Annotated in this window: 14 protein-coding genes and 1 other RNA gene; 12 read left to right on the top strand and 3 right to left on the bottom strand. The window is 47.1% G+C overall.

Annotated elements, in window-relative coordinates; translation table 11 throughout:
- Positions 1–279: 279 nt before the first annotated feature.
- The 10 genes from speA to HGT73_RS10870 all read left to right on the top strand — a co-directional run bounded on the left by speA (position 280) and on the right by HGT73_RS10870 (position 12,087).
- Positions 280–2,256 carry a biosynthetic arginine decarboxylase gene (gene speA / locus HGT73_RS10915; RefSeq protein WP_214214798.1) on the top strand — a complete coding sequence of 659 codons (1,977 nt, stop codon included), beginning with the start codon at positions 280–282 and terminating at the stop codon, positions 2,254–2,256.
- Positions 2,257–2,311: 55 nt separating this feature from the next.
- Entirely contained in the window at positions 2,312–3,241 is a 930-nt protein-coding gene (speB, locus tag HGT73_RS10910) for an agmatinase (protein ID WP_214214792.1), read from the top strand.
- A gap of 37 nt (positions 3,242–3,278) precedes the next feature.
- A complete protein-coding gene (locus HGT73_RS10905) occupies positions 3,279–3,689 on the top strand; it encodes a YidB family protein (protein ID WP_214214790.1) in 411 nt (136 codons plus the stop codon).
- A 123-nt stretch (positions 3,690–3,812) separates the two neighbouring features.
- Positions 3,813–5,801, top strand: a complete 1,989-nt coding sequence (tkt, locus tag HGT73_RS10900; protein ID WP_214214788.1) for a transketolase — start codon at positions 3,813–3,815, stop codon at positions 5,799–5,801.
- A 286-nt stretch (positions 5,802–6,087) separates the two neighbouring features.
- Positions 6,088–7,116, top strand: coding sequence for an erythrose-4-phosphate dehydrogenase (gene epd, locus HGT73_RS10895; RefSeq protein ID WP_214214785.1), 1,029 nt, complete (start codon positions 6,088–6,090; stop codon positions 7,114–7,116).
- A 40-nt stretch (positions 7,117–7,156) separates the two neighbouring features.
- Positions 7,157–8,320: a phosphoglycerate kinase gene (gene pgk / locus HGT73_RS10890; protein ID WP_214214783.1), complete on the top strand. Its 1,164-nt coding sequence runs from the start codon at positions 7,157–7,159 to the stop codon at positions 8,318–8,320.
- Between the two features lie 88 nt (positions 8,321–8,408).
- Positions 8,409–9,488: a class II fructose-bisphosphate aldolase gene (gene fbaA, locus HGT73_RS10885; RefSeq protein ID WP_214214780.1), complete on the top strand. Its 1,080-nt coding sequence runs from the start codon at positions 8,409–8,411 to the stop codon at positions 9,486–9,488.
- Positions 9,489–9,671: 183 nt separating this feature from the next.
- On the top strand, positions 9,672–10,529 hold the full coding sequence (mscS, locus tag HGT73_RS10880) for a small-conductance mechanosensitive channel MscS (RefSeq protein ID WP_214214778.1): 858 nt from the start codon (positions 9,672–9,674) through the stop codon (positions 10,527–10,529).
- 134 nt (positions 10,530–10,663) lie between these two features.
- Positions 10,664–11,296, top strand: coding sequence for a LysE/ArgO family amino acid transporter (locus HGT73_RS10875; protein ID WP_214214775.1), 633 nt, complete (start codon positions 10,664–10,666; stop codon positions 11,294–11,296).
- Positions 11,297–11,319: 23 nt separating this feature from the next.
- A complete protein-coding gene (locus HGT73_RS10870) occupies positions 11,320–12,087 on the top strand; it encodes an oxidative stress defense protein (RefSeq protein WP_214214773.1) in 768 nt (255 codons plus the stop codon).
- Here the strand turns inward: HGT73_RS10870 and HGT73_RS10865 are convergent.
- Positions 12,029–12,931, bottom strand: coding sequence for a LysR family transcriptional regulator ArgP (locus HGT73_RS10865; protein ID WP_214215019.1), 903 nt, complete (start codon positions 12,929–12,931; stop codon positions 12,029–12,031). The two genes, HGT73_RS10870 and HGT73_RS10865, sit on opposite strands and share 59 nt — an antisense overlap.
- Before the next feature lie 151 nt (positions 12,932–13,082).
- On the opposite strand from HGT73_RS10865, the gene rpiA reads away from it, so the two are divergent.
- Positions 13,083–13,751, top strand: a complete 669-nt coding sequence (rpiA, locus tag HGT73_RS10860; RefSeq protein WP_214214771.1) for a ribose-5-phosphate isomerase RpiA — start codon at positions 13,083–13,085, stop codon at positions 13,749–13,751.
- A 227-nt stretch (positions 13,752–13,978) separates the two neighbouring features.
- A complete protein-coding gene (gene serA / locus HGT73_RS10855) occupies positions 13,979–15,217 on the top strand; it encodes a phosphoglycerate dehydrogenase (RefSeq protein ID WP_214214769.1) in 1,239 nt (412 codons plus the stop codon).
- Between the two features lie 19 nt (positions 15,218–15,236).
- Here the strand turns inward: serA and HGT73_RS10850 are convergent, their stop codons facing one another.
- A complete protein-coding gene (locus HGT73_RS10850; protein ID WP_214214766.1) occupies positions 15,237–15,842 on the bottom strand; it encodes a 5-formyltetrahydrofolate cyclo-ligase in 606 nt (201 codons plus the stop codon).
- A gap of 73 nt (positions 15,843–15,915) precedes the next feature.
- Positions 15,916–16,099, bottom strand: a non-coding RNA gene (gene ssrS / locus HGT73_RS10845) — 6S RNA.
- Positions 16,100–16,121: the final 22 nt, after the last annotated feature.

The raw sequence follows: 16,121 nt of genomic DNA, 5'->3' as shown, positions 1-16,121 counted from the left end.
TTATTTTACAATTACTTACCAAATCTAATAACGCTAATGGCGCAATATGTCTTGCGGTAAACACAGACGTCTACTGTACAGTGCTAATCGCTTTGAAAATACGGTAAGCGATTAGTCTTAGCCTATATCATTACAGTTATACTATTTTCCTAAGTTATCCCAGTATAAAAGGTCGTGAAAATCGACGAAGGGCTTACTCCAGTACGAGTATTTGCAGTGCTTGGCGCGTTGCGTTAGGGTAAATACTTATCCGTTTTTTATCTAAGATAGAGGCATGAGATGACCGACGTCATTAAGAACATTCGAGGTTCATCCGCTGGCGAACATGGTGAACTGCGTTCAATGCAAGAGGTAGCGGTTAACGATCAAGAAGCAAGCCGCATGTTACGAACCTATAACATCGCATGGTGGGGGAATAACTATTATGACGTCAATGAATTGGGTCACATTAGTGTCTGCCCCAATCCAGACATCCCATCCGCACGTGTCGATCTGGCCAAATTAGTTAAAGAACGTGAAGCGCAAGGCCAACGTTTACCGGCCCTTTTTTGCTTCCCGCAAATACTACAGCACCGCCTGCGTTCAATTAATGCAGCCTTTAAACGGGCAAGAGAGTCTTTTGGTTACCGTGGGGATTACTTTCTTGTTTATCCCATTAAGGTCAATCAACATAAGCGTGTCATTGAGTCTCTGATCAATTCAGGTGAACCGCTCGGGCTAGAAGCGGGCTCAAAGGCTGAATTGATGGCGGTATTGGCTCATGCTGGACAAACTCGCTCGGTCATTGTGTGTAATGGTTATAAAGATCGCGAATATATTCGATTGGCGCTGATCGGTGAAAAACTAGGACATAAAGTCTACCTAGTGATCGAAAAGATGACCGAGATACGTCTCGTCCTCGAAGAAGCTGAACGGTTAAACGTAGTACCGCGCTTAGGTATCCGCGCACGCTTAGCTTCACAAGGGTCAGGTAAATGGCAGTCAAGTGGGGGAGAAAAGTCGAAGTTTGGTTTGTCGGCATCCCAAGTGCTCGAATTGGTCGATATTATGCGCCAAGCTGGACGACTTGAAAGCCTACAGCTGCTCCATTTCCATCTTGGCTCACAAATGGCCAATATTCGTGATATCTACACTGGCGTACGCGAATCAGCCCGTTTTTACGTCGAGCTGGCCCGTTTAGGGGTGCAAATCAAATGTTTTGATGTTGGTGGCGGTTTGGGCGTCGATTATGAGGGAACTCGCTCGCAATCTGACTGTTCGGTCAACTACGGCTTAAACGAATATGCTAACAATGTCATCTATGCAATTGGTGAAGCCTGTGAAGAGCATGGTTTAGAGCATCCGACGGTGATCACCGAGTCTGGACGCGCAGTCACGGCACACCATACCGTTTTAGTCTCCAACATTATTGGCGTTGAACGTAACAGCTTTACACCGCCCAATCCGCCGGAAGCTGACTCGCCACGTCCATTATTAAGTATGTGGAAAACCTGGCAGGAGATGCACGAATCGCAAGGACATCGCTCACTACGGGAGTGGTTACACGACAGCCAAGTTGATTTATCGGATATCCATACCGGTTACTCCTCAGGCAATTACACCCTGACACAACGTGCGTGGGCTGAGCAGCTATACTTAAATATCTGCCATTTTACGCAGCAGCACCTTGATCCGAGTAATCGCGCACATCGACCGGTCATTGATGAACTGCAAGAGCGTATGGCTGATAAAATCTACGTCAATTTCTCGCTGTTCCAATCGATGCCAGATGCATGGGGAATTGATCAGCTTTTCCCCGTTCTGCCGTTGGAAGGCCTAAATAAGCAACCTAAACGACGTGCGGTACTGTTAGATATTACCTGTGACTCGGATGGCACCATTGATCATTACATCGATGGTGATGGCATTGCTACCACCATGCCGATGCCTGAATATGATGTTGAAAACCCGCCAATGCTTGGTTTCTTTATGGTCGGCGCCTACCAAGAAATCTTGGGGAACATGCACAACCTTTTTGGTGATACAGAAGCGGTTAACGTCTATGTCACTGAAAACGGTGAAGTTGATGTAGAGTTATCGGACGAAGGGGACACCGTTGCGGACATGTTGGAGTATGTTCAACTTAACCCGCAAGAGTTACTCAGCCTGTTCTATCATCAAGTGAAATCTAGCGATATTGCAGAAGAGCTGCGCGATCAATTCTTATCTGAATTTGAAAGCGGCTTATACGGCTACACTTATTTAGAAGACGAATAGTTTTACGACCTAGGCGCTGAAATCTCAGCGCCCTCATAAGAGTAAAGGATAAAATATGTATAATACCTTAGGTAACGAGTATGACAACTCACTGGTGTCTAACGCCTTTGGTTTTCTGCGTTTCCCCTTGAATTTTCAACCTTACACCAGCGATGCTGAGTGGGTCATTACTGGCGTTCCCTTTGACGCAGCAACATCAGGGCGTCCGGGAAGCCGTTTAGGGCCTAACGCCATTCGTCAAGTCTCTACACATCTTGCATGGGAAGGGTGTCGTTGGCCTTGGCACTTCGACCTACGTCAACAATTGAAGGTTGTCGATGGGGGAGATTTAGTCTACGCCTTCGGTGATTCTGCGGACATGTCAGCCAAATTACAGGCACATGCCGAAAAATTATTGGCAAAGGGTAAACGGATGCTGACATTTGGCGGTGATCATTATATTTCACTGCCGCTGTTACGAGCACATGCAAAGCATTTTGGAAAAATGGCGTTGGTACATTTCGATGCCCACACCGATACTTACTCCAATGGCCCGACCTTCGACCACGGCACTATGTTTTACACGGCGCCACAAGAAGGTCTTATCGACCCGGCACACTCCGTACAAATCGGTATTCGTACTGAGTACGATCCGTCACTCGGTTTTAATGTCTTAGATGCCGGATGGGTTAATGACACCTCAGTCGCGGAGATCGTGTCTAAAATTCACGAAACGGTGGGGGATTTACCGGTTTACCTGACCTTCGATATCGACTGCCTTGATCCTGCCCATGCACCGGGAACCGGTACGCCTGTCATCGGGGGATTGAGCAGTGATAAAGCCACGAAAATACTTCGCGGACTTCAGGGCTTAAATATCGTGGGTATGGATCTGGTGGAAGTCGCTCCTGGCTATGACCATGCTGATATCACAGCATTAGCAGCGGCGACCGTAGCATTAGATATGCTACACGTACAAGCGGCTAACAAGCAGGCGAAACGCTAGTTTTTATCCAGAACAGTCAATTGATGAGGAGTGAAAGATGGGATTACTTGATAGCATTGTCGGATCATTGGTGGGTGGAGAAGGGCAACAAAACTCGCTGAGCCAACTGCAAACAGTCTGGTCTTGGGTACAAGAACAGGGCGGTATCGAAGTCTTGATTCAAAAATTTCAGCAAGGTGGCTTAGGAGAAATTCTCTCTTCATGGCTAAGCAATGGCACCAATCAATCGGTCAGCCACAGTGACATTCAATCTGCGTTCAGTCAGCAAGATTTACAATCGTTGGCAGACAAATTGGGAACCGATGTGCAAGGAGCCTCCAGCACTCTTTCCCAAATCCTCCCGCAATTGGTTGATAAAATCTCACCGCAAGGCGAAGTACACGCCGAGGCGAGCGGTAATGCTCAAAATGATCTCGGTTCATTAGTCGATTCTATCTTCAAGCGTTAAATAGTGCGGATCGAATGTACTTTCGTTCGGTACATCATGTACATTGAAACAACTAGATTTTTACTTTTTGTTGAAAGTATTGAGAAATCAGCACAACTAAAATCATCCGATCTGGAGTGAAAAATGCCTTCTGAAAAAAAACTTGCCAATGCGATTCGTGCACTCAGTATGGATGCCGTCCAACGCGCTAAATCTGGACATCCTGGTGCACCGATGGGAATGGCGGACATCGCTGAAGTACTGTGGCGTGAATTTTTAAATCATAACCCTAAAAACCCATCATGGGCGGATCGTGACCGCTTTGTATTATCAAACGGCCATGGTTCAATGCTGATTTATAGCTTGTTGCACCTCAGCGGTTATGACTTACCTATTGAAGAGTTAAAAAATTTCCGTCAGCTGCACTCTAAAACCCCTGGCCACCCAGAATACGGTTATACCGTTGGGGTTGAGACGACAACTGGCCCATTAGGCCAAGGTATCGCCAATGCGGTTGGCTTTGCGATTGCAGAGCGTACACTGGCCGCGCAATTTAACCGTCCTGGACACGATATCGTCAACCACTACACCTACGCCTTTATGGGTGACGGTTGTATGATGGAAGGGATCTCACACGAAGCCTGTTCATTAGCGGGAACGCTGCAACTGGGCAAACTGATTGCCTTCTATGATGATAACGGTATCTCCATCGATGGTCATACTGATGGTTGGTTTAGTGATGACACTGGCCTGCGTTTTGAATCCTACGGCTGGCATGTTATTCGTGGCGTTGACGGTCATAATAACGAGTCAATTCGTCGTGCAGTGGAAGAAGCGCGCGCTTCAGATCGCCCAACGCTTATCATGTGTAAAACGGTCATTGGTTTTGGTTCACCGAACAAAGCAGGCACCCATGATTCACATGGCGCACCACTTGGTGATGACGAAATTGCACTGACCCGTAAACAATTAGGATGGGACGCTGCGCCGTTTGAAATTCCTGCTGATGTCTATGCAGCCTGGGATGCAAAAGAAGCGGGAGCGAAGAAAGAGCAAGCATGGAATGAAAAATTCGCAGCCTATGCGAAAGCATTCCCTGAATTAGCGGCAGAATTTTCACGCCGTACTGCAAACCAGTTACCTGAAAACTGGGCAGCAGAATCACAAAAATTCATTGAGTCGCTACAAGCAAATCCACAAAAAATTGCGAGCCGTAAAGCCTCTCAAAATGCTATCGAAGCCTACGGTAAACTCCTGCCTGAATACCTGGGCGGATCTGCGGACTTAGCACCGAGTAACTTAACCATGTGGTCAGGCTCAAAATCTATCAAAGATGATGCTGCCGGTAACTATATCCACTATGGTGTTCGTGAATTTGGGATGACCGCGATTGCTAACGGTATCTCTCTGCACTCAGGCTTTATCCCTTACACTGCAACATTCTTAATGTTCGTCGAGTATGCGCGTAATGCTGCGCGTATGGCCACGTTGATGAAACTACGCCAGATCTTAGTCTATACCCACGACTCCATTGGTTTAGGCGAAGATGGCCCGACTCACCAACCGGTTGAACAAGTGGCGAGCCTGCGCACGACCCCTAATATGAGCGTCTGGCGTCCTGCAGACCAAGTTGAAACTGCCGTCGCTTGGAAAGCCTCTATCGAACGTCAGGATGGCCCGTCAGCGTTAATTCTTTCGCGTCAAAACCTCGCGCAACATGAGCGTACTGCTGAGCAATTAGCCGCCATCAACAAAGGTGGTTACATCCTTAAAGAGTGTGAGGGTCAACCAGAATTGATCTTTATCGCCACAGGTTCAGAAGTTCAGTTAGCGGTTGATGCTGCAGAAAAACTGACCGCAGAAGGCCGTAAAGTTCGCGTGGTCTCTATGCCGTCAACGGATCATTTTGACAAGCAAGACGCCGCCTACCGTGAATCAGTACTGCCAGCTGCAGTCACTGCTCGTGTTGCGGTCGAAGCAGGTATTGCCGATTACTGGTACAAATATGTTGGCTTACAAGGTGCCATCGTAGGTATGACCACCTTCGGTGAGTCAGCACCGGCAGAGCAACTTTTTGAAGAGTTTGGCTTCACTGTCGATAACGTTGTCGCGAAAGCGAAAGCTATCCTGTAATTCCATTACGACTCCATATAAAGCATGGCATCTGCCATGCTTTTTTTTTACTTCCTTTGACGACTCAGGGTGTTGGTAGTCGTTAAATTGTGTGATCATGATCGTAGTTTGAACTGACGGTTGATCTCAATCATTCCGCTAAGTAAAGAGTTGATTTATTCTCAGGTGAATCGTTCCAGCTTGGCTGAATTAGGGTATCTAAATGGCGTAAATCGTTGTAGCCTCAGTATAGAATATTTGTATCATGGCGAATTTCCCCTACGTTCATCAAGGTAATAGATAAGCAATGACTCTAAGAATTGCGATTAATGGTTTTGGTCGGATTGGTCGAGCGGTGGTTCGTGCATTATATGAAACCGGTCGTCATCTTGATGTGACAGTCGTGGCGATCAACGAAATAGCCGAAAGTCGTGGTATGGCGCATCTGTTGAAATATGATACCACTCACGGTCAATTCGCATGGGAAGTCAAGCTAGAGGGCGAACAACTTTTTATTGGTAGAGATGCCATTACACTACTGCACTACAATACGCTTACTGAATTACCTTGGGGTGATTTAGATATTGATATCGTATTAGATTGTACCGGCGTTTATGGTAGCCGTGCAGAAGGAGAGGCTCATTACCGGGCAGGGGCTCGCAAAGTGCTGTTTGCTCACCCTGGCGAAGCTGACTTGGATGCGACCATCGTCTACGGTGTCAATCATACCACACTGCGTCCTGAACACCGTTTTGTCTCCAATGCCTCTTGCACCACTAACTGTATTATTCCCGTTATTAAATTGTTGGATGATGCCTTTGGCATTGAATCGGGAACCGTCACCACGATCCATTCGGCAATGCACGACCAACAGGTCTTGGACGCTTACCACCCTGACTTACGCCGTACTCGCGCTGCCAGTCAATCGATTATTCCGGTCGACACTCGTTTGTCCGCCGGTATAACGCGTATTTTTCCAAAATTCTTGGACCGATTTGAGGCGATAGCTGTACGTGTTCCGACGATTAACGTGACCGCCATCGACCTGAGCGTTACGCTGGAAAAAAAAGTCACTGCTCAGCAAGTCAACCATTTGCTGCAAGAGGCTGCTAGCGGTTGCTTTCATGGTATAGTCGACTACACAGAGCTTCCACTGGTCTCGGCAGATTTTAATCACGATCCACACAGTGCGATTGTCGATGGCTCGCAAACGCGAGTCAGTGGTGGCCACCTTGTAAAAACGTTAGTATGGTGTGACAACGAATGGGGCTTCGCAAACCGAATGATCGACACCTGTTTAGCGATGTCTGACAACACTTTCAAACCTATCGCATAAGCGGTGGGATAAACTTAAAGAATCAATAAGAGGATTCACCATGTCTGTAATCAAAATGACCGATCTGGATCTTGCTGGAAAACGTGTTCTGATTCGTGCTGATCTTAATGTACCAGTAAAAGATGGGAAAGTGACGTCAGATGCGCGTATTCGTGCCTCACTACCAACCATTGAGCAGGCGCTTAAGCAAGGGGCGAAAGTGATGGTTACCTCTCACTTAGGTCGTCCGACAGAAGGCGAATACAATGAAGAGTTCTCCTTGCTGCCAGTCGTCAACTACCTCAAAGAAAAACTGGCTAACACATCGGTCAGTCTCGCGAAAGATTACCTTGACGGTGTTGCAGTGGAAGCTGGGGAGCTGGTGGTATTAGAAAACGTTCGCTTTAACAAAGGCGAAAAGAAAGATGATGAAACCCTATCCAAAAAATATGCAGCACTCTGCGATGTCTTTGTCATGGATGCTTTTGGTACCGCACACCGCGCGCAGGCTTCTACTCATGGTGTAGGCAAATTTGCTCCGATCGCCTGTGCGGGCCCACTGCTTTCAGCAGAGCTTGAAGCTCTGGGTAAAGCGATGAGTCATCCCGCTCGTCCAATGGTAGCGGTCGTTGGCGGATCTAAGGTCTCAACCAAATTTGATGTTCTGCAATCTCTAGTCGGCATTGCAGACACTGTCATCGTAGGCGGTGGGATTGCGAACACCTTTGTAGCGATCGAAAACAACGTCGGTAAATCGCTCTATGAGCCAGATTTTGTCGAAGCAGCTAAAAAGTTACGTGACGAACATGGCATTCCGGTACCGGTAGATTCTCGTGTGGGAACTGAGTTCTCAGAAACAGCTCCGGCAACCGTGAAAAAAGTCGATCAGATCCAAGATGACGAAGAAATCATGGACTTTGGTGATGAAACAGCCGCTAAAATGGCTGAAATTCTGAAAAGTGCCAAAACTATTCTTTGGAACGGCCCAGTGGGTGTTTTTGAATTCCCTAACTTCCGTAAAGGGACTGAAATTATTGCTAATGCGATTGCTGACAGCGAAGCCTTCTCTGTGGCTGGCGGTGGCGATACCTTAGCGGCGATCGACCTATTCGGTATCGAAGATAAAATCTCTTATATCTCTACCGGTGGCGGTGCATTCCTTGAATTTGTGGAAGGTAAAAAACTTCCTGCTGTAGCAATGTTAGAAGAGCGTGCGAAACAATAATTAATGACGAGGGGCGTTTGGGCGCTCCTCAATTTTCTACCGCTGAAAGTAGATCTCAGCTTACGACCAACGAAACAGGACAACACTTATGTCTAAAATTTTTGATTTCGTAAAACCGGGTGTCGTTACGGGCGAAGACGTACAAAAAGTTTTCCAAGTAGCTAAAGAGAATAAATTCGCGTTACCTGCAGTAAACTGTATCGGCACTGACTCGATCAATGCCGTCCTTGAAGCCGCGGCAAAAGCGAAAGCCCCGGTCATCGTACAGTTCTCTAACGGTGGTGCCGCGTTCCTAGCCGGTAAAGGCTTCACCTCTGATAAGCCACAAGCTGCGGCAATTTTAGGGGCTATCACTGGCGCACAGCATGTCCATCTCATGGCTGAACAATACGGTGTACCGGTAATTTTACATACCGACCACTGCGCGAAAAAATTACTGCCTTGGATTGACGGACTTCTCGATGCGGGTGAAGCACACTTCAAAAGCACCGGTAAACCGCTTTTCTCTTCGCACATGATTGACCTTTCCGAAGAATCATTAGAAGAAAACATTGAAATCAGCGGTCAATACCTTGCTCGTATGGCAAAAATGGGCATGACCCTTGAGATTGAATTAGGCTGTACCGGTGGCGAAGAAGATGGCGTGGATAACTCACACCTTGATAACTCCGCACTTTACACCCAACCTGAAGATGTGGACTACGCGTATCAAAAACTGAGCGCGATCAGTCCTAACTTCACCATCGCGGCATCTTTCGGTAACGTACACGGTGTTTATAAGCCGGGTAACGTGCAGTTAACGCCAAAAATCTTGAGAAATTCTCAAGACTACGTAAGCGAAAAACATAACCTGCCGCACAATAGCTTAAACTTCGTATTCCACGGTGGCTCAGGCTCTTCAGCGGAAGAGATCAAAGAGTCTATCGAATACGGGGTGATCAAAATGAACATCGACACCGATACCCAATGGGCGAACTGGGACGGTATCCTGCAATTCTACAAAAAGAATGAAGGCTACTTACAAAGCCAACTGGGTAACCCAGAAGGTGACGATAAACCAAACAAAAAATACTATGACCCACGTGTTTGGTTACGTGCAGCACAAAGCTCAATGGTCGTTCGCTTAGAACAAGCCTTCCGTGAATTAAACGCGATTGACCGCCTTTAATCTCACCCCAAACGCCAGCATTGCTGGCGTTTTCCCCGCCGTTAATTCCATCTGTTCGAGTAATTTTCTCCAAGTTACGTGACGAGGTTGGCAATTTGTCTGTTTTTAGTTACCCTTTTTCACTGGACGTCTTGTACAGATGCTCCAGCGCTATTTATTGGAAACTAACGACAGGATGCTCTAATGCAAGATCTTAATGTAGTCAATGGCCTACACAGTGCCGGTAACTGGATAGAACGCAATCAGGGGCTTTTACTAAGCTATGTCGTCAACGTTGCGGCAGCGCTCGTTATCCTATTTATTGGTTTTACGGTCGCAAGAATCGTTTCTAGAACCATCAACAAAATCTTAATCTCACGGCATATTGACCAAACCGTTGCAGATTTTATTGCGATGATCGTTCGCTATGCTGTCATTGCCTTCACACTTATTGCTGCCGTTAGCCGAGTAGGTGTACAAACAGCATCGTTTATCGCGGTCCTCGGTGCCATTGGTGTCACCGTTGGTTTAGCCTTACAAAATTCACTCTCTAACTTTGCCGCAGGGGTACTGCTTGTCACCTTTAGGCCAATCCGAGTCGGTGAATTTGTTGATGTCGGTGGCTGTTCAGGCACAGTATTGAATGTACAAATTTTCCAAACTACGCTGAAAACCTCAGACGGTAAGATTGCGGTCGTCCCTAACGGCTCGATCTTTACGGGGAAAATTATCAACTACTCACGCGAACCTGAGCGTCGTAATGAATTTATTATTGGCGTTGCTTACGATGCAGATATCGACGTAACGATGAAAGTGCTACGTGATGTGGTCGAAGCCGACCAACGCGTCATCAAGGAAAAGGGGATCGTTGTTGCCTTAAACGAAATGGCACCTTCCTCGTTAAATTTCATCGTACGTTGTTGGAGTAGCAGTGGCGACCTGCAACAAGTGTATTGGGATTTGATGGCGGACTTTAAGCGGGCGCTTGATAAAAACAATATCGGCATCCCTTTCCCGCAAATGGATGTGCATGTCATCCGTAATAATGACACTCACGACTAAGCTCTCTCCCGCAGCCAATCATTGATTGGCTGCAAACTATTAGTTTGGCTAATACCCCCTCTCTTTTTTCAATTTCCTTTCTATCCCAAATCTGTTGCACACTCCCCGTCATTGACAAAAATGAGAGGCGAACCATGATCTATTTCTTACAAGGACTGGCGGTTGGCGCAGCACTAATTCTTCCCCTAGGTCCACAAAACACGCTAGTGCTACGCCAAGGAATAGTGAAACACTACGCCTTTATTGCCGCGACATTTTGTGTACTCAGTGACGCGATACTCATCACAAGTGGCGTCATGGGGGGGAGTGCATTATTACAAAAATCACCCACGGTGCTTCTTATTATTACTTGGGCGGGGGTGTTGTTTTTACTCTGGTACAGCTATGGGCTACTCAAAGAAATAAAACAGCCTGCGGTATTTTCGGCCAGTCAGCCATCGTCAGCAACCTTGGCAAAGGTGCTGCTAACCTTGATGCTAGTAACGTGGCTAAATCCCCATGTTTATCTTGATACCTTAGTATTATTGGGAAGCATCGGTAGCCAAATTCCAGCCCAACAACGCTACCATTTTGTACTGGGTGCACTGCTTGCATCACTACTCTGGTTTTATCTGCTGGCGGGAATTGGACAGATGTTATCTTCGTGGTTAACGCGCCCGGCGGTACAACGGGGTATCGCCTGTGGGGTGATGGTGATTTTATTGAGCATGGCTTTTCGACTAACAAAGGAAGGCGTGATACTGTTTAATCAGATTTTTCATCCTTAATCGGTTGCCTGAGGGAGAGACGCATGAAAATCATGATAACCGCCGTAGCAATAGTGAGTGCAAGCCTTGGATTACCGCGATTCGCTCTAGCTGAATCGACCCCCAATGCCCCCTATATCAGCATCTCGGGGCAGGGTAATGTCCAAGCGCAACCGGATATGGCTACCCTCGTTATTGACGTGAGGGTGGCACAAGCACAAGCCTCAGACGCGAAAAAGCAAGTAGATGCGCGGGTTGCCCATTATTTCGATTTTTTACATCAACAGGGTATTACCGATAAAGAGATCAATGCCGCCAATGTGGTGACAGACGTGCAATATGACGACTCTGATCACGGAAAGCCCAAACAAGTGGGTTATCAGGCCTCTCGCCATGTGACGGTCACGCTGCATCAATTAAGCAAGCTCAACACGCTGCTTGATGGCGCGCTTGCGGCGGGATTAAACGAAATTCGCTCAGTCTCAATGGGCGTAGAACACCCTGAACACTATCAGCAACAAGCCCGCCAAGCGGCGATTCGCGATGCGCTAGTCAAAGCTAAAGAGGTCGCGGCAGGATTTAATGCAACCTTAGGCTCGGTATGGAGTATCGATTATCAGACTCCGCCTAGCCAGATGATGCCGAGGATAAGAATGATGAGCGTGCAAGCGAGCGCGACTCAGACTACGCCCGATCACACTTATCAACAGCAAAAACTCGATTTCTCGGACAAAGTTGACGTCGTTTTTACGCTTAACACTCACTCTCTTGGCGCAGAACCCGACGACCATACTCCACCAACGAATCCGTAACGCGCCCCATTACTCGACTTTCTGGCGCGAATCTGTGCCAGTAAAGCATCCGGCGTTGATAAAGCCCTGGTGTTAGATCAATCAGCGATCCTTCTGCCAGTTCGGCTTCAATCTGCAAATGCGGGATCATACAACACACCGATCCTTGCTTGGCTAATTGTACAAAAGCCTCTGAAGAGTTAACGATATGACACGGCAAACTACCTGGAGGTAAATCGAAATTCTCTTGCAAAAAGGCTTGATGCATATCGTCTAAATGGTCAAAGGACACTGCTGGAGCTTTAAGTAGCGTTTGACGATTTACCCCTCGCGGAAAATAACGTTTAGCGAATTGCGGGGAAGAGACAAATAAATAGTCCAGTGCACCTAAAGTATCGACATGACAACTGGGCAGAGCACGAGGCTGAATACTCACAGCCCCAACCACTTCACCACGTCTAAGGCGCTCTAAGGTACGACTTTCATCTTCGACTTGCAGATTAAGACGAACGGGCAAATCGGCTAAGACATCACGCAATGCAGGCAGTAACCAGGTCGCCAGACTATCGGCATTCACCGCAATCGAAAGCAGTAGGGGAGTAGTACCGCCTTTTTCATCCGTTAACCACTGCTCTTCAAGAAGCTCTACTTGATGTAACAGCGCTAATAATTTTTGGCCCTGTTCAGTCGGGCGGGGGGGAACCGTACGCACCAGTAAAGGTTGACCAAACTGTGTCTCTAGCTGTTTTATTCGCTGTGAAACTGCCGATTGTGTAATACAGAGTTTTTGTGCCGCTCGTTCAAATCCTCGTTCACGAATCACGATATCAAGGGCTTGAAGGTTACGGTAATCGGGTCTTTTAATCATGTATTCTCAGTCCCTGACTGAAAGAGATAAATTCGGTTATAGTGAGATTGCATCCATAAAGCCACGATCCAATCAACGAAAGATCACTATTTAAGGTAAGCTTGTTTTATACTAAGGCTACCTAAACATGTATAGGTTTTAACATACCATGACTCAGGACGAACTTAAAAAAGCAGTGGGCTGGGCGGCACTAGACTACGTTCAGCCTAACACGATAGTCGGCGTCGGTACGGGAACAACCGCCGCGCATTTTATTGATGCACTGGCCACCCGTAAAGACGAGATTATCGGTACTGTCTCCAGTTCAGAAGCGTCGACTGAACGCCTAAAATCGTATGGCATTCCTGTTTTTGACCTCAATGATATCGACTCGCTTTCGCTGTACATTGATGGTGCTGACGAAATCAACCCCGATCTGCAAATGATTAAAGGCGGTGGCGCGGCACTCACTCGTGAGAAAATCATCGCCGCCGTTGCAAAAACCTTTATTTGCATTGCCGACCAATCAAAACAAGTCGCTCGCTTAGGCCACTTCCCGCTACCGGTTGAAGTTATCCCTATGGCTAAAGCCTATGTCTCGCGTGAGCTCGTCGCATTGGGCGGTCGTCCTGAATATCGTCAAGACATTATCACGGATAATGGTAACATCATTCTTGATGTCTATGATTTGTTAATCGATGATCCTAATCAGCTCGAAATCGCGATTAACGCACTTCCCGGTGTGGTGACTGTCGGTCTCTTCGCAAAGCGGGGTGCAGACATCGCGTTAATTGGTGGTGACGGCGGCGTTAAGAAAATTATTCGTGGCAATAAATAAAATACCACATAAAAATAATCAGTCATTTATAGCGCTTAACGTGCTCTATTCACACTAATCCGCTGGCTAGTCTCAGCAAAAGAGTGATTTGACGCTAATTGACGGAGAAGTAAACGATTGCGTGGCTTCTTTTCATGTTTCAAGGGTGTTGCTCTTAGCCTATTTTTTTCTTATGTTGGCGGTTAGCTAAGGGTACTAAACGAAAATCAATTTTATAGGGTTGGGTAATGGCTAAGGTTTCACTAGAAAAAGATAAGATTAAGTTTCTATTAGTGGAGGGTGTTCACCAATCTGCCCTCGATAATTTAAAAGCAGCGGGTTACACCAATATTGAGTTTCATAAATCCGCACTCAGTCCTGAACAACTCAAAGAGTCAATTCGCGACGCGCATTTTGTTGGTCTTCGTTCCCGTACTCAACTGACTGAAGAGATCTTTGCTGAAGCAGAGAAACTAATTGCGGTCGGCTGTTTCTGCATTGGAACAAACCAAGTTGATCTGAATGCTGCGGCATCGCGGGGTATTCCCGTCTTCAACGCGCCATTCTCCAACACGCGCTCAGTCGCCGAGCTCGTTATCGGTGAGCTGTTACTACTTATGCGTGGGATCCCAGAAGCGAACGCTAAAGCGCACCGCGGTATCTGGAACAAAAATGCTAAAGGCAGTTTTGAAGCACGCGGCAAAAAACTGGGGATCATTGGCTACGGCCACATTGGTATGCAACTGGGCGTATTGGCAGAAAGTTTAGGGATGTATGTCTACTTCTATGATATTGAAAGTAAACTGCCTCTGGGTAACGCCACTCAAGTCGACTCTTTAGATAAACTCTTGGCAATGAGTGACGTAGTAAGCTTACACGTACCTGAAACGGCCAATACCCAAAATATGATCAGCAAAGATCAACTGGCAGCAATGAAGCCGGGTGCACTGTTAATCAACGCCTCGCGTGGCACAGTGATCGATATTCCTGCATTGTGTGAGGCATTAGAAAGCAAACACTTAGGCGGTGCGGCGATTGATGTATTCCCAGTCGAACCGGCCTCGAACAGTGATCCTTTCGACTCGCCGTTATGTCAATTTGATAACGTCATCCTAACGCCACACATTGGCGGCTCGACGCAGGAAGCTCAAGAAAATATCGGTATTGAAGTGGCTGGGAAACTGGCGAAATACTCGGATAACGGCTCAACACTTTCTGCAGTGAACTTCCCTGAAGTCTCTCTACCGGCACATAGCGTGTCTGCGAGCCGTATTCTGCATATTCATGAAAACCGTCCCGGTATCTTAACGGCGATAAACAATATCTTTGGTGATCAAAATATCAATATTGTCGGTCAATACCTACAAACCTCGCCGCATTTAGGCTACGTGGTGATTGATGTGGATGCGGAACAAGAAGTGGCGGACAACGCGCTACAACTGATGAAGCAAATTCCTGGCACAATTCGCGCTCGACTTCTCTACTAAGTCGCATATAAAGGGGCCGTTAGGCCTCTTTATTTCCCCACTGCCATAATTTATTAGGGGTAATGACTGCTGGTAGCGGAATATCCCAAGGTTGAATGGGCAACGTATCTTGATGTTGGCAATTATGCGCTACACCAATAGGTAACACACCTGCCTCTTGCCAGTTAACCAGTAAGCGGTCGTAAAAGCCGCCTCCCATTCCTAATCGCTGACCGTCGCTATCAAACGCCACTAACGGCACGATCACTACATCTAAGTCAGTGAACGGGCGACACTCATCGCAATTTTCCTCTGGCTCCATCATACCGAATCGATGCTTAACTAGCGTCGTCTGTGGCGTAAAACGTTGAAACAGTAGCGTCGTAGGCTGATGCGGATTAATCCGGGGTAAGTACACACTTTTACCCAAATGCCATAATCGAGCAATTAAGGGACGAGTATTGATTTCGCCATCCATCGACATAAATAAGGCGATATGCTGTGCTTGCTGAATGGGTGAAAATAAAATGGCATGTTCGGCAAGCTGCTGACCGGCGGCAAATTGTTGGGGTTCGCTTAGGGAGCATCGTAAACGGCGTATATGCTGGCGCAACGACTGGCGTTGTTGAACGAGAGAAGGTTCCATAGTCGGTAATCCTTGTGAAAACACTGAAGGATAATAGGCGGTGAGAAACTGACAGTAAAGAGAAAAGAAGGAGGGGATCTCCGAGATGCCGCTGCGAGCTGTAACCCTTGAACCCTTGGTTCAAGGTGAACATGTCGTCATACCTATTAGGCTTCTCGGACGAACCGAGCATGCACACAAGATATGAAGCGCCACATTCTAGTAGTACTAAATATCGGCTCAGGGGACTGGCCCGCTTGCAAACATCTCAGAGAATTCGTTGTTCAGGGAAAATTATAG

Origin of the sequence: Rosenbergiella australiborealis (genome assembly GCF_018494035.1) — a bacterium.
Classification (GTDB): Bacteria; Pseudomonadota; Gammaproteobacteria; order Enterobacterales; family Enterobacteriaceae; genus Rosenbergiella; species Rosenbergiella australiborealis.
This window is presented reverse-complemented; position numbering and strand designations above follow the sequence as displayed.

Excerpts from the sequence above, each read along its gene's own strand:
- tkt (WP_214214788.1), top strand. The coding sequence starts at position 3,813 with ATGCCTTCTGAAAAAAAACTTGCCAATGCGATTCGTGCACTCAGTATG.
- fbaA (WP_214214780.1), top strand. The coding sequence starts at position 8,409 with ATGTCTAAAATTTTTGATTTCGTAAAACCGGGTGTCGTTACGGGCGAA.
- HGT73_RS10850 (WP_214214766.1), bottom strand. The coding sequence starts at position 15,842 with ATGGAACCTTCTCTCGTTCAACAACGCCAGTCGTTGCGCCAGCATATA.
- HGT73_RS10875 (WP_214214775.1), top strand. The coding sequence starts at position 10,664 with ATGATCTATTTCTTACAAGGACTGGCGGTTGGCGCAGCACTAATTCTT.
- epd (WP_214214785.1), top strand. The coding sequence starts at position 6,088 with ATGACTCTAAGAATTGCGATTAATGGTTTTGGTCGGATTGGTCGAGCG.
- speA (WP_214214798.1), top strand. The coding sequence starts at position 280 with ATGACCGACGTCATTAAGAACATTCGAGGTTCATCCGCTGGCGAACAT.
- speB (WP_214214792.1), top strand. The coding sequence starts at position 2,312 with ATGTATAATACCTTAGGTAACGAGTATGACAACTCACTGGTGTCTAAC.
- HGT73_RS10905 (WP_214214790.1), top strand. The coding sequence starts at position 3,279 with ATGGGATTACTTGATAGCATTGTCGGATCATTGGTGGGTGGAGAAGGG.
- serA (WP_214214769.1), top strand. The coding sequence starts at position 13,979 with ATGGCTAAGGTTTCACTAGAAAAAGATAAGATTAAGTTTCTATTAGTG.
- rpiA (WP_214214771.1), top strand. The coding sequence starts at position 13,083 with ATGACTCAGGACGAACTTAAAAAAGCAGTGGGCTGGGCGGCACTAGAC.
- HGT73_RS10870 (WP_214214773.1), top strand. The coding sequence starts at position 11,320 with ATGAAAATCATGATAACCGCCGTAGCAATAGTGAGTGCAAGCCTTGGA.
- pgk (WP_214214783.1), top strand. The coding sequence starts at position 7,157 with ATGTCTGTAATCAAAATGACCGATCTGGATCTTGCTGGAAAACGTGTT.
- mscS (WP_214214778.1), top strand. The coding sequence starts at position 9,672 with ATGCAAGATCTTAATGTAGTCAATGGCCTACACAGTGCCGGTAACTGG.